This is a genomic window from Brevibacillus sp. WF146 (genome assembly GCF_001673705.2).
Classification (GTDB): domain Bacteria; phylum Bacillota; class Bacilli; order Brevibacillales; family Brevibacillaceae; genus Brevibacillus; species Brevibacillus thermoruber.
In genome coordinates, this window is record NZ_CP109943.1 from 3,179,181 (window position 1) to 3,192,012 (window position 12,832).

Sequence of the window (12,832 nt, forward strand, 5' to 3'; positions counted from 1 at the left end):
GTCTCCTGTGCACATACAATGGGGAGAGAACCAGCGAGGGAGGAATGGACATGGACAGGATCGGGTTTATCGGCACGGGCAGCATGGGCAGCATCCTGATCGAAGCCCTGCTCGCGGCCAAAGCCCTGTCTCCCGGCCAGATCATCGCGAGCAATCGCACCCCCGCCAAAGCGGAATGGTTGGCCGAACGTCACCCCGGTCTGACCGTGGCGGCCAGCAACGCCGACGTGGCCCGCGATGCCCGAATGCTGCTGCTGTGCGTCAAACCGTTCGAATACAGGCAAGCCTTGGCACAGACGCTTCCGGCGCTCACACCGGAACACACCCTGCTTACGATCACCAGCCCCGTCAGTCTGAAGCAGTTGGAAACGCTCGTCCCCTGCGCCGTAGCCAGAGTGGTGCCCAGCATTACGAATGCCGCCGGCAGCGGCGTCAGCCTCTTCGAATTCGGGTCGAGAATCGACAGTGACACGCGGGAACGAATTCTGACCCTCTTCTCCCAGATCAGCCATCCGGTGGAAGTGGCGGAGCCGTTTTTGCGCATCGCGTCCGACATCAGCAGCTGCGGCCCGGCCTTTCTCAGCTATATCCTGAGCCAGATGATCGAGGCCGCCGTCGAGAAAACCGGCATCTCCGCCGAAGCCGCCTCTTATCTGACGTCCCAGATGCTCATCGGAATGGCAGACCTGCTGAAACAGGAGATGTTTACGCTGTCTGCCCTGCAGGAGCGGGTGTGCGTGCCGGGCGGCATCACTGGCGAAGGGCTGATCCCCCTGCGCGAAGCCGTTCCCGGCCTGTTCCAGCAGGTGTTTGAACGGACGCACGCCAAATTTGCCGAAGATCGCGAGTACATGGCCCGCCATCTTGAGGTGCCGCCTGACTGACGCACCAAACCAAAAAGGCGCGTTCCCTGCCGGAACGCGCCTCTTCTGGTAGATGCGTTTGCCTCCTGTATCTTCCGTGCTGCCTATTGTCTTCCGTGCTTCCGCTGTGAAGCATGCAGGAATGGATGCGTACCTGTTACTTGACCACGATGTTGACCAGTTTGCCGGGGACGGCGATCACTTTCACGATCGTTTTGCCGCTGGTCAGTTCCTTGATCGTCTCGTTGCTGACGGCCAGTTCTTCCATCTGCTCTTTGGTCGCGTCGGCCGGGATGCGCAGCTTTTCCCTGTTTTTGCCGTTGATCTGCAGCACGATTTCCACTTCGTCTTCCACCAGCTTGGATTCATCGTACTCCGGCCACGGCTCGTACGCAATCGTATCGGTGTGGCCCAGTTTTTCCCACAGCTCTTCACCGATGTGCGGGCAGATGGGCGACAGCAGCTTGACGAAGCCTTCCATGTATTTCTTCGGCAGCACTTCCGCCCGGTAGGCTTCGTTGACGAAGATCATCAACTGCGAAATGCCCGTGTTGAAGCGGAGCGCCTCGTAGTCTTCGGTCACCTTTTTCACGGTTTGATGGTACACGCGCTCCAGTGCGGCCGATTCGCAGTTCTCCTTGATTTTTTCGTTCAAGCGGCCGTTGTCGTCGACGAACAGGCGCCATACGCGGTCGAGGAAACGTCGCGCCCCGTCAAGCCCTTTGGTGGACCAGGCGATGGAGGCGTCCAGCGGCCCCATGAACATTTCGTACAGGCGGAGCGTGTCGGCGCCGTGGCTCTGCACGATCTCGTCCGGATTGACCACGTTTCCTTTGGACTTGCTCATCTTTTCGTTGTTCTCGCCGAGGATCATGCCCTGGTTGAACAGCTTCTGGAACGGTTCTTTCGTCGGCACGACGCCGATGTCGTACAGGAACTTGTGCCAGAAGCGGGCGTAGAGCAGGTGGAGCACGGCGTGTTCCGCCCCGCCGATGTAGATGTCAACGGGCAGCCATTCCTTCAGTTTTTCCGGGTCGGCCAACTGCTGGTCGTTGTGCGGATCGATATAGCGCAGGTAGTACCAGCAGCTTCCCGCCCATTGCGGCATCGTGTTGGTCTCGCGGCGTCCCTTCAGCCCCGTTTCCTTGTCGACGACGTTGACCCATTCCGTGATGTTGGCGAGCGGCGATTCGCCCGTGCCGGACGGCTTGATTTCCTTCGTCTTCGGTAGGACGACCGGGAGCTCCTCTTCCGGCACCACTTTCATCGTTCCGTCTTCCAGGTGGATGATCGGAATCGGCTCACCCCAGTAGCGCTGACGGCTGAACAGCCAATCGCGCAGGCGGTAGGACACTTTGCGCGCTCCCTTGCCGTTTTCCTCCAGCCATTCGATCATCTTGTTGATCGCCTGCTCCTTGTTCAGCCCGTTCAGGAAGCCGGAATTGACGTGCTCGCCGTCGCCGGTGTAGGCCGCTTTGGTCACGTCTCCGCCGACGATCACTTCCTTGATCGGCAGGCCGTACTTTTGGGCAAATTCGTAGTCGCGCTCATCGTGCGCCGGCACCGCCATGATGGAGCCCGTGCCGTAGCTGATCAGCACGTAGTCGGCGATCCAGATCGGCAGCCGCTCCCCGTTTACCGGATTGATCGCGTACGCGCCGGTAAACACCCCGGTTTTTTCCTTGGCCAGGTCGGTGCGCTCCAGATCGCTCTTCCGTTTGGTCTGCTCCAGGTACGCCTCCACCGCCTGCTGCTGTTCCGGCGTCGTGATAGTTTTCACCAGCTTGTGCTCCGGCGCGAGCACCACATAGGTGGCGCCGAACAGCGTATCCGGGCGGGTGGTAAAGACGGTGACGGTCGCGTCGTGACCCTCGATCCCGAAGACGACCTCCGCCCCTTCCGAGCGGCCGATCCAGTTGCGCTGCATCTCCTTGATGCTCTCCGGCCAATCCAGTTCTTCCAGGTCTTCCAGCAGGCGGTCGGCGTAGGCCGTGATTTTCAGCACCCACTGCTTCATCGGGCGGCGCTCCACCGGGTGGCCGCCGCGCTCGCTCTTCCCGTCGATGACTTCCTCGTTGGCCAGCACGGTTCCCAACGCGGGGCACCAGTTTACCGGCACTTCATCGATGTAGGCCAGCCCGTGTTCGTAGAGCTTCGTAAAGATCCACTGGGTCCATTTGTAATAGTTGGGGTCGGTCGTGTTTACCTCGCGATCCCAGTCGTAGGAAAAGCCCAGGGATTTGATCTGCCGGCGGAAGTTGTCGATGTTGCGCTGCGTAAACTCCGCCGGATCGTTTCCGGTGTCGAGCGCGTACTGTTCGGCCGGCAGGCCAAAGGCGTCCCACCCCATCGGATGGAGCACGTTGTAGCCCTGCATCCGCTTCATCCGGGCCAGGATGTCGGTAGCCGTATAGCCCTCCGGATGGCCGACGTGCAGCCCCGCGCCGGACGGATACGGAAACATGTCGAGCGCGTAAAACTTCTTCTTGCTCTTGTCTTCCAGGGTTTTAAACGTTTTGTTCTTCTCCCAGTATTCCTGCCACTTTTTTTCGATCTCGTGATGATTGTAAACCATTGTGACGCACTCCCATCGTGAAAAGATAACGATAATAAGAAAACCTCCCGCCCCCGGCGCACGGCCGAAAGGGACGAGAGGATTCAGACGCTCCCGCGGTACCACCCTGATTGGCGAACGAATCGTTCACCCGCTTGATGTCCCTATCGCGGACGAGACGCTCCTCCTTACGCAGCCGGCGGAACCAGCCGGCCTTCGGGCGGAGTGCTTCGAGGCGAGTTCGGAAAGTCACGGGTTGACTCGCACCTGCCGTCAACTCTCTGATGCCGTGGTTGCCTTTCGTACTACTCCTCTTCAACGCATTCTCACGTTTGCGGTTGTATTCCGATTATAGACAATCCGTACCAACCGTGTCAACGCTCGGGTCGACGGGCGGCGAAAAACAGCCGTTCGCTGGTTTCGTGCGGCGGAAGGCCGGTGAAATCGGCCGTGATCTCCACCTCGTCAAACCCCGCGTCCGCCAGCCAGCGCATCATCTGAACCGGCTGGTACGCCCGCTGCCAGTGCTCCTCCTCCACCCGCTGGTACAGCCCGTCCGGCTGGCGCAGGAAAAAGGTGAGCTGGTGCTCCACCTCCAGCCGAATCGGGTCGCAGAAACATTGCCAAATGTACGAAACTTCGTCTTCGACCAGCGTAAACGTCTGATTGCCAAACACGTGGAGCATCTTGTAGGGGCTGTGAACGTCGAACAAGAACGTGCCGCCGGGATTCAGATGCTGATAGACACGGGCAAACGTCCGCTTGACGTCTTCCTCTTCCGTCAGATAGCTGAGCGAGTCGCACAGGGAAATGACGGCGTCGGCCGCGGGCAGATCCAGCTCCCGCATGTCCTGCTCCACCCAGGTGACCTGAACCTGCTCCCGCTTCATTTTATCGTAGGCCACCGCCAGCATTTCCGCCGAGAGGTCCACCCCCGTCACCCGGTAACCGCGCTTGGCGAGCGGAATGGCTATGCTGCCCGTTCCACAGCCAAGGTCGATCACCTGCCGGGGTTTTCCCCGTTTTTCCCAGACCCGCTCCAGCCAATCCAGCCATTGATCGTAGGGAGAATCGGCCATCAGCCTATCGTAGACGGCCGCCAAATGCGCGTACGCCATCGCCGTCAGCCCTGCTCTCCAAAGGAGACCGCCGGCGCGTCTCCCCAGAGCCGCTCCAGATTGTAAAACTCCCGTTCTTCGCGGTGGAACACGTGAATGACCACGTCTTCCAGGTCAACCAGTACCCAGCGTCCCTCGTCCGCCCCCTCGATGCCGCGGACGTTGTAGCCGTGTTTGTGCGCCTGATCGCGAATCTCGTTGACAATCGCCTGAACCTGGCGCTCGTTGTTGCCGTGGCAGATCACGAAATAGTCGGCGATCACGGACTGTTTGCTGATGTCCAGAACGATCAGGTTTTCCGCCTTTTTCTCTTCCGCAGCTTTTACCACCAGGCGTGCCAGGTCTTCCACCGTTTTAACCATCAAACTCCTCCTTGTGCATCCCTGCGGGATACGAGATCGTTGTATGCCAAGAGCGTCAACGGATACACCGTTTTCCGCCTGTCGATCAAATGCTGGATCGTGCCCCCGAGCGCGCACGCCAGCGCTTCGTCCAGATCCTGCTCGGCCAGGGCGCGAATCATCTCCACCCCGGGGAAATCCCGGTTCGGTTCTATATAGTCTGCCACACAGACCACCTTTTCTAACAGGCTCATCCCCGGACGGCCGGTCGTGTGGTAGCGGACGGCCTGCAGAATCTCCGGATCGGTCACGCCGAGCTCCGTCTGGATGACGATGGCACCGGCAAACGCGTGCCACAGCTCTTTTTCCCCCTCCAGAAGCTCGCGCGGCATGTCGTGGCGGACGAGGATGTCGCGCATTTGCTCCACCGGCCAGCACTTGCAGTAGTCGTGCAGGTAGCCGGCCAGCTCCGCCTTGTCCGGATCGGCGCCGAAGCGCTCCGCCAGCCGTCTCGCCGACTCCGCCACTCCCAGGATGTGGCGGTACCGCTTGTCATGCATTTGGGCGCGCACCTTCGCGAGCAGCGCCTCCCGATCAATCGCTCCGTTCATATAACCCGTGCTCCTTTATATAACGCTCTACGGCCGGCGGGACCAGGTAGCGGATGCTCCTGCCCGCGGCCGCTTTTTGCCGGATCAGCGAGGACGAGATGTCCCAGGCCGGCATCTCCACGAAGCTGACGTACGCTTCGTGCGCCCGACAGTCCAGCCGTGTCCCCGGCCGCGCCAGCCCGATAAACCGGACCAGCCGGATCAGCTCGGCAAAACGGTACCACTTGGGCAGGAGCTCCACCATGTCGGCCCCGACGATAAACGAAAAGCGGCAGTCCGGATACGCGGACACCAAGTGGCGCATCGTGTCGTAGGTGTAGGACGGCCCCTCCCGCCGCAGTTCCACGTCGGTCACGCGAAACGCCGGATGGTCCGCGACAGCCAGTTCCACCATGCGCAGCCGGTGTTCCGCCGGCGTGATGCCCGATCTCGTCTTGTGCGGCGGGATCCGGGCCGGCATGAACCAGACTTCGTCCAGCCCCATCTGTTCCCGGGCCTGCTCCGCGGCGAGGAGATGGCCGCAGTGAATCGGGTCAAACGTGCCGCCCATGATGCCGATCTGCTTTTCCCGCTGTTCCATGGCTTACGGCAGCTCGATCGTCTTGTTTTCCCGGGACTCCTTGTAAAGCACGACGGTATGGCCGATGAGCTGCACCAGTTCGGCCTCCGCTCCCGCCGCCAGGGCTTCCGCCACCTCGTGTTTGTCATCCAGATTGTTCTGCAGGATGGACACCTTGATCAGTTCCCGCGCTTCCAGCGCCTCTTTGATCTGCGTAATCATGTTGTCGTTGACGCCGCCTTTTCCCACCTGAAAAATCGGGGTGAGATGATGGGCCTGCGCCCGCAAAAAACGCTTCTGCTTGCCGGTGAGCATCGGCTTGCCTCCTTCTCTGACGTCTATCGTCATGAACTAGTCTTCGTAAGCTGCTGCAAAACAATGTCCCGCATCGTCTCGGCGGGCGCCGCCTGCCCCGTCCACAGTTCAAACGCGAGCGCTCCCTGGTTAACGAACATGCCCACGCCGGAATGGACGCGTGCACCGCACGCGCGCGCCTCTTTCAGCAGACGGGTCTCCAGCGGGTTGTAAATCAGATCGCTGACGATCAGACCGGGGTGCAGCCATTCCGCCTGCACCGGCATCTCGTCCACCTGCGGGTGCATGCCGATCGACGTGGTGTTGATCAGCAGCGTGGCGTCGGCAATCGCCGCTTTTCCGTCCGCCGGATCGATCACCGAGGTGGGCACGATCGTTCCCACGTGTTCCGCCAGGAGCGCCGCTCGTTCCCGCGAGCGGTTGATGATCCGGATCTCGCGAACGCCCTGTTCGGCCAGGGTGAAGGCGACGGCGCGGGCCGCTCCCCCGGCCCCCATCATGGTGACAACCTGCTCGCGCAAGTCAATCCCCGTCTCCTCCACCAGGGAACGGACGTAGCCCGTGCCGTCGGTGTTGTAGCCGATCAGGCGGCCGTCCCGGTTGACGACGGTGTTCACCGCGCCGATCCGCTGGGCCAGGGGATCGATCTCGTCCAGCATCGGCATGATCGCCACCTTGTGGGGAATGGTCACGTTGACCCCTTTGATCCCCAGCGCGCGAATGCCGGCCACCGCTTCCTCCAAGCGCTCCGGTTCCACATCAAAAGCGGCGTAGGCAAAATTCAGCCCTTTTTCGGAAAAGGCGGCGTTGTGCATCAGCGGCGATTGCGAATGCGAAACCGGATGGCCCAACAGGCCAACCAACTGTGTTTTGCTCGTGATCATGCGGATCTCCTTCCCCTCTGCTGCTCTTTCTGTAGCATATGACAGGGCAGGCGGCAGGCGAAAAACCACCGCCGCTTCAAATCAGGCCTTTTCTCATCCCGACGCTGACGCCCTTGGGCGCGTGCACGACGACGTGCGCCTCGTGCTTGCCCCGCAGGCTGACCCAGCCCAATCCGGAAATGACGATGTCCGTCGCGCCCGCAGGCGGGATCTTGAACGTATGCTTGACAAAGGGGGGCAGCGCCTGGGCCGCCTCCGCTCCTGTGGGCGGAGCAAGCAGTTCCCCGTGGTGCTTGGCCATGACCTCGTCGGCATTCTCCAGCTTGGTGCGGTGAATGTACAGGTTGTTGGCCACGTAGACGACGAACGGCTGGTGCTGGCCGCGGACAAAATCGATGCGGGCCAGTCCTCCCAAAAACAGCGTCTGTCTGTCGTTCAACTGGTAGACCTTGGGGTTGATCCGCGCCGTGGGCGTAATCCTGCGCAGGTCCTGCGGCGACACCATGTGGCCGATCTGGTCGCGGTTGATGATCCCGGGCGTGTCGTAGATGGAGCGTCCGTCTTCCAGCGGAATTTCGATCTTGTCCAGCGTCGTGCCGGGGAACGGTGACGTGGTGATTTCCAAGTCGGCCGAACCGTAGTCGTGCAGAATGCGGTTGATCAAGGTCGACTTGCCGACGTTGGTGACCCCAACGATGTAGACGTCCCGCCCGCGCCGCAACTCGCCGATCCGCGCCAGGAGCTCGTCGATGTTGACGCCTTTTTGCGCGCTGACCAGGATGACGTCCGCCGGGCGCAGTCCGCGCTCTTTCGCCTCGTGCTGCATCCAGTTGCGGACGCGGTTCAGGTTGATGTTTTTGGGCAGCAGATCCACCTTGTTGCCGACCAGCAAAATGGGGTTCTTGCCGACAAAACGGGGCAAGCCCCTCAGCCACGACCCCTGGAAGTCGAAGATGTCGACCACCATCACCACGAGGCTGTCGGTCGCGCCGATGCCGTGCAGAATCCGCAAGAAGTCGTCGTCCTCCATGCTGACCGGCGCCACTTCATTGTAGTGCTTGATCCGGAAACAGCGCTGGCAGATGACGGTTTCCCGGGCGAGGGCCGACGCCGGCGCGTACCCCGGCCGTTTCGGGTCCTCCGTCTGAATGGCCACGCCGCAGCCTGCGCACGTCCCCGGCGTTTGTTCGTTCACGATTTTGTCTTCCACGTAATCATTCCTTTCCTGCGCATCCAGTATAACGCCACCCGTTCCATCCGGCGGTTGATCCGCGTCCAAAACCCGTCCGTCTCGGCAACGGGGACGACTAGGATGGTATGAAAACCGAGCCGGTTGCCTCCCAGCACGTCGGTAAACAACTGGTCGCCGATCACAACCGTCTCCGCGATCGTCACGTTCATGTCCCGGACCGCCTGCAAAAAGGCGCGGCGGGACGGCTTGCGCGCCGCGCAGATGAACCGGACCCCCAACGGGGCGCAGAAGCGGTCCACCCTGTCCTGATTGTTGTTGGACACGACCGTCACCTGGATGCCTGCCTCATTCAGCCGTTTCAGCCAGGCTTCCACCTCGGGGGTGGCGTGCGGCCTGTCCCACTCCACCAGGGTGTTGTCCAGGTCGGTAATGACCGCGCGTATGTGTCTTTTCCGCAGTTGATCTATGTCAATATGATGGATGGACTCCACAAACTGGTCCGGCATCAGCTTCTCCAGAAACACGGGGCACCTCCAACACGGCCTGACGAGAACCGCGATTTCGGCACCTACTATACCACACTCCGCCACCGGCTTGCAAAAGTTTCAATCCGCGTCCGAAAACAATCTGCGAGGCAGCGCGGCGTCACCGCCCGAGACGGTGAATTCCCGATTCCGCTTCTACCGCTTCCTCCATGCTCTTCCATGAAAACAGCGTCAACTGCTCGTACCGCTGTTCCGCCGGCGGCGCAAAGTTGGAGAAGCCGACGCCGACGAGGCGCACCCCCGGGGAGTAGTCGAACGCGTCCAGCAGCTCTTCCAGCAGTTCGGCCCAGTTTGCGCCGGGGGCGGCCTTGCGCTGTTTGGTCCTGAGGGTGAAGTCGGCGTATTTGATTTTCAGCGTCAGGGTTTGCGGGACGACTCCCTCCCGCCTCACATCCTGCTCCGCCTCCGCCAGCAGAGCAGCGGCCACGGGAGCGACCGCCTCGCGGTCGTGCAGGTCAAACGGCAGCGTTGTCTCGCGGCTCAGCGATTTGGGAGCCCGCTCCGTCACGATCTCCCGGTCGTCCACGCCCCGGGCCCGGTAGTACAGCGCCTGCCCGAACTTGCCGAACAACTGCACCACTTCGTCCAGGGAAAGCCGCCAAAAGTCTTCCACGGTGTGAATGCCCTTTCTCGCCAGCAGCTCCTGCGATTTTTTGCCCACTCCGTGCAGCGTCCCGACGGGCAGCGGCCGCAGCACCTCCAGCGCCTGATCCGGCCGGATGACGACAAAGGCGTCCGGCTTTTTCAAATCGCTGGCGATCTTGGCGAGGGACATGTTGTAGGAGAGGCCGACGCTGCAGGTCAACCCGGTTTCACTCTGAATCCGCCGCTTGATCTCCCGGGCGACGGGAACGGCGTTGTCGTAGCCGGAGACGTCCAGGTACGCCTCATCCAGTCCCACGGTTTGATAGCGATCCGTATAGGCGGCAAACACCTCGCGGATCTCCGCCGATTTTTCCGCGTAGCGCTCGTAGCGAACCGGCAGAAACACGCCGTGCGGACATTTTTTGCGGGCCAGCGCCATCGGCATCGCGGACCGCACCCCGTATTTTCGCGCTTCGTAGCTGCAGGTGGACACCACGCCGCGGTTTCCCGTGCCGCCGACGATCACCGGCCGGCCGCGCAGTTCCGGGTGGTCCAACTGTTCCACACTGGCAAAAAACGCGTCAATGTCCAGGTGCAGGATCTTCTTCACGGGAGATACCACCAAACATACATTCTCATACCGCTATTATCGTCCTTTTTCCAGCCGGATGCAAGATACAGCCGCCTGCCGCGGACGGATGCCGACGCTGTGCGAGCCGCCTTTTCCGCCGCCGCTTTGACGAAAAAACCGCCCTTCCCGAGAGAAGAGCGGTTTGCGTTTTTGTTTTTCTATCTTCCGCAATGCCTGCAGCGGCTGACGCCTTACCGGGCCAGCGCCTTCACCTGACGCGCCTTGTTGACGAACGCTTCCGCCAGCTTCAGCATCGTGTCGTCGTGCGCCCACATGCGCTCCGGATGCCACTGCACGCCCACGTGCAGCCCGTCGAGGCTTTCAATCGCCTCAATCACCCCGTCAGCGGCCACCCCTGTCACCTTGAACCCGGGGGCCACGTCTTTCACCGCCTGATGATGCGACGTATTGACGAGGATTTCCGTCTTGCCCAATGCTTCCGCCACAAACCCCGGCTGAAGCGTGACCTTGTGCGCTCCGTATTGGCGCGAACCTTTTTGCGCGTGTTGAAAGGCACCCGGCACCTGGCTCGGGATGTCCTGGATCAATGTGCCGCCGCACGCCACGTTCAGGATCTGCATGCCGCGGCAGATGCCGAGAATCGGCTTCTTCAGCTCCAGAGCCAGTTTGATCACCGCCAGCTCCGCCAGGTCCCGTTCGTACTCCACTTCCCCCAGCCCCTGCAGCGGCTCTTCGCCGTACAGATGGGGGGCGGGATCGTCTCCGCCGGTGAGGATCAGGCCGTCCAGCGATTCCACCATCGCGCGGAACGGCGCGTCCGGAACCGTCATCAGCGGCAGGATGAACGGAATCCCGCCTGTGCGGGCCACCCCGTCCACATAGCCGGAACCCACGTAGAAGAACTGGTCGAGGTTGTTGTTGGGAAAGTACATTTTGGTACACGCTACGCCAATGATCGGACGCACGAGCGGTCACTCCTTGTTATTTCTTTTCGTTGGATGCGTATTTGAAGTCGATGAAGCCGAGCGGGTCGACCACGACGTCTTTTACCGTGTCCTGCTTCACCCACGCGTAGGTGAAGTAGTAAATCGGCATCGCCGGCATTTCGTCCATGACGATGGCGTCCGCCTTTTTCAGGATTTCGTTGCGCTTCGCCGGGTCTGCTTCTTTTGCCGACTGGTCCAGCAGGGCGAGGAATTCCTTGTTTTCCCACTTGGACGTGTTCAGCCCGCCCTTGAAGACCTCGAAGAAGTTGATCGGGTCGTTGAAGTCGCCGATCCAGCTTGCCCGGCCGATTTGGAAGTTGCCTGCCTTCATCTGCTCGCGGTGAACCTTGTTTTCCTTGTTGACCAGTTTGACTTCGATGCCGAACGCCTTTCTCCACTGGTCTTGAATGACGGTCGCGATGCGCTGGTTCACTTCCGTCGTGTTGTACGACAGCGTGATCTCCGGCAGTTTGGAGATGCCCAGTTCCTTCATCCCTTCCGCGAGCAGCTTTTTCGCGGTCTCCACGTCGCCGTCCTTGAAGTAGCCGTCCGGATTGAACGCCATCGTCGGCGGCAGGATGCCGAGCGCCGGCGTGCTCTTGTACGGCACGACATTCTCGGAGATTTCCTTGCGGTTAACCGCGTACGCGAAGGCTTGGCGGATCTTCTTGTTGGAGAACGGAGGCTGGGTCGTATTGAAAACGTACCAGTACGTACCGGCGGTCGCCTGGGTTTGCATTTTGCCCGAGTCCTTCAGCGCATCCAGCGCGTCAAGCGGCAAGTCGCCCAGCGGCGAGCCCGCCCAATCCAGATCGCCTTTCTCGAACATGGACAGCTCGGTGTTGGCGTCTTCGATCATGTTGATCGTCAGCTTGGACAGCTTGACGGCATCCTTGTCCCAGTAGGACTCGTTTTTCTCCAGTTCGATGACCGACTTGTGCTCCCACTTTTTCAGTACGAACGGACCGTTCCCCACGTACGTGTCGGGGCTGCCCGCCCAGTTTTTGTTGGCTTCCACCACTTTCTTGTTGACGGGGAAGTAGGTGACGGAGGCGACCAACTGCGGGAAGAACGGCGCCGGGTTTTCCAGCGTGACGACCAGCGTCTTGTCGTCCGTTGCCTTTACCCCCACGTCTTCCGCCTTGGCCTTGCCCGCATTGTACGCCTGCCCGTTTTTCAGATAGTAGAGCTGGTATGCGTAGCCCGATGCCGTCTCCGGGTTGAGCACCCGTTTCCAGGCGTATTCAAAGTCGTGAGCCGTGACCGGATCGCCGTTGGACCACTTGCTGTCGCGCAGATGGAACGTGTAGGTCAGTCCGTCCGGAGACACTTCGTACTTCTCGGCGACTGCTTCCTTGAGCTGGCCGTTTGCGTCGAGGCGCAGCAGACCGTCAAACGCCGCGCGGGCCACTGACATGGACGGAATGTCTTCCGCCAGTCCCGGGTCAATCGTGCTGGGGTCACCCGTATTCAGGTTGACGCGCAGTTCCTGCGCGGCTGCCTGCTGCCCCTGCGCGGCTGGCGTATCCGCGGGTTTGGCCGCGTCTTGCGGGCCATTCCCTCCACAGCCGGCAAAAGCGAGGCTGGACAGAAGAACAGCGCAAAGAGACAGTCTCTGAAGTGCTTTCATAAAATCCCCCTCGTGTAACTTTTTTTCTTGATTGTTCCAAGCATGATTAAATAATAT

General features: G+C 60.8%; 13 protein-coding genes and 1 other annotated feature. Of the genes, 1 reads left to right on the forward strand and 12 read right to left on the reverse strand.

From position 1 onward, the window contains the following. Positions 1-50: 50 nt before the first annotated feature. Complete coding sequence (gene comER, locus A6764_RS15850; RefSeq protein WP_065068179.1) at positions 51-884, forward strand: late competence protein ComER; 834 nt, start codon at positions 51-53, stop codon at positions 882-884. A gap of 136 nt (positions 885-1,020) precedes the next feature. Here the strand turns inward: comER and leuS are convergent, their stop codons facing one another. The 12 genes from leuS to A6764_RS15910 form a co-directional block, all read right to left on the reverse strand. Next, positions 1,021-3,438, reverse strand: a complete 2,418-nt coding sequence (gene leuS / locus A6764_RS15855; protein ID WP_029097348.1) for a leucine--tRNA ligase — start codon at positions 3,436-3,438, stop codon at positions 1,021-1,023. Between the two features lie 66 nt (positions 3,439-3,504). Further along, positions 3,505-3,745: a binding site (T-box leader), on the reverse strand. 46 nt (positions 3,746-3,791) lie between these two features. Further along, positions 3,792-4,535 (reverse strand): class I SAM-dependent DNA methyltransferase, encoded by a 744-nt coding sequence (locus A6764_RS15860; protein ID WP_029097349.1) that lies wholly within the window; start codon positions 4,533-4,535, stop codon positions 3,792-3,794. A 5-nt stretch (positions 4,536-4,540) separates the two neighbouring features. Beyond that, positions 4,541-4,897, reverse strand: a complete 357-nt coding sequence (gene rsfS / locus A6764_RS15865) for a ribosome silencing factor (RefSeq protein WP_029097350.1) — start codon at positions 4,895-4,897, stop codon at positions 4,541-4,543. Further along, the gene (gene yqeK / locus A6764_RS15870; RefSeq protein ID WP_083989926.1) at positions 4,897-5,487 is read right to left on the reverse strand and encodes a bis(5'-nucleosyl)-tetraphosphatase (symmetrical) YqeK; all 591 of its coding nucleotides are present in this window, start codon (positions 5,485-5,487) and stop codon (positions 4,897-4,899) included. Before yqeK ends, rsfS begins: the two co-directional genes overlap by 1 nt. Beyond that, positions 5,471-6,067, reverse strand: coding sequence for a nicotinate-nucleotide adenylyltransferase (locus A6764_RS15875; RefSeq protein ID WP_065068178.1), 597 nt, complete (start codon positions 6,065-6,067; stop codon positions 5,471-5,473). The genes yqeK and A6764_RS15875 overlap by 17 nt, the downstream gene beginning before the upstream one ends. Before the next feature lie 3 nt (positions 6,068-6,070). Further along, on the reverse strand, positions 6,071-6,361 hold the full coding sequence (yhbY, locus tag A6764_RS15880) for a ribosome assembly RNA-binding protein YhbY (RefSeq protein ID WP_029097353.1): 291 nt from the start codon (positions 6,359-6,361) through the stop codon (positions 6,071-6,073). 29 nt (positions 6,362-6,390) lie between these two features. After that, positions 6,391-7,245, reverse strand: coding sequence for a shikimate dehydrogenase (locus A6764_RS15885; RefSeq protein ID WP_029097354.1), 855 nt, complete (start codon positions 7,243-7,245; stop codon positions 6,391-6,393). A gap of 76 nt (positions 7,246-7,321) precedes the next feature. Continuing rightward, complete coding sequence (gene yqeH, locus A6764_RS15890) at positions 7,322-8,440, reverse strand: ribosome biogenesis GTPase YqeH (protein ID WP_029097355.1); 1,119 nt, start codon at positions 8,438-8,440, stop codon at positions 7,322-7,324. After that, entirely contained in the window at positions 8,437-8,961 is a 525-nt protein-coding gene (locus tag A6764_RS15895; protein ID WP_029097356.1) for a YqeG family HAD IIIA-type phosphatase, read from the reverse strand. Before A6764_RS15895 ends, yqeH begins: the two co-directional genes overlap by 4 nt. A 121-nt stretch (positions 8,962-9,082) precedes the next feature. Further along, a complete protein-coding gene (locus tag A6764_RS15900; protein WP_044897606.1) occupies positions 9,083-10,177 on the reverse strand; it encodes a DNA polymerase IV in 1,095 nt (364 codons plus the stop codon). Positions 10,178-10,389: 212 nt separating this feature from the next. Continuing rightward, a complete protein-coding gene (locus A6764_RS15905) occupies positions 10,390-11,124 on the reverse strand; it encodes a gamma-glutamyl-gamma-aminobutyrate hydrolase family protein (RefSeq protein WP_029097357.1) in 735 nt (244 codons plus the stop codon). Positions 11,125-11,140: 16 nt separating this feature from the next. After that, positions 11,141-12,775 (reverse strand): peptide ABC transporter substrate-binding protein, encoded by a 1,635-nt coding sequence (locus A6764_RS15910; RefSeq protein ID WP_029097358.1) that lies wholly within the window; start codon positions 12,773-12,775, stop codon positions 11,141-11,143. Positions 12,776-12,832: the final 57 nt, after the last annotated feature.

Excerpts from the sequence above, each read along its gene's own strand:
- rsfS (WP_029097350.1), bottom strand. The coding sequence starts at position 4,897 with ATGGTTAAAACGGTGGAAGACCTGGCACGCCTGGTGGTAAAAGCTGCG.
- yqeK (WP_083989926.1), bottom strand. The coding sequence starts at position 5,487 with ATGAACGGAGCGATTGATCGGGAGGCGCTGCTCGCGAAGGTGCGCGCC.
- A6764_RS15885 (WP_029097354.1), bottom strand. The coding sequence starts at position 7,245 with ATGATCACGAGCAAAACACAGTTGGTTGGCCTGTTGGGCCATCCGGTT.
- A6764_RS15910 (WP_029097358.1), bottom strand. The coding sequence starts at position 12,775 with ATGAAAGCACTTCAGAGACTGTCTCTTTGCGCTGTTCTTCTGTCCAGC.
- A6764_RS15860 (WP_029097349.1), bottom strand. The coding sequence starts at position 4,535 with ATGGCGTACGCGCATTTGGCGGCCGTCTACGATAGGCTGATGGCCGAT.
- comER (WP_065068179.1), top strand. The coding sequence starts at position 51 with ATGGACAGGATCGGGTTTATCGGCACGGGCAGCATGGGCAGCATCCTG.
- yhbY (WP_029097353.1), bottom strand. The coding sequence starts at position 6,361 with ATGCTCACCGGCAAGCAGAAGCGTTTTTTGCGGGCGCAGGCCCATCAT.
- leuS (WP_029097348.1), bottom strand. The coding sequence starts at position 3,438 with ATGGTTTACAATCATCACGAGATCGAAAAAAAGTGGCAGGAATACTGG.
- A6764_RS15875 (WP_065068178.1), bottom strand. The coding sequence starts at position 6,067 with ATGGAACAGCGGGAAAAGCAGATCGGCATCATGGGCGGCACGTTTGAC.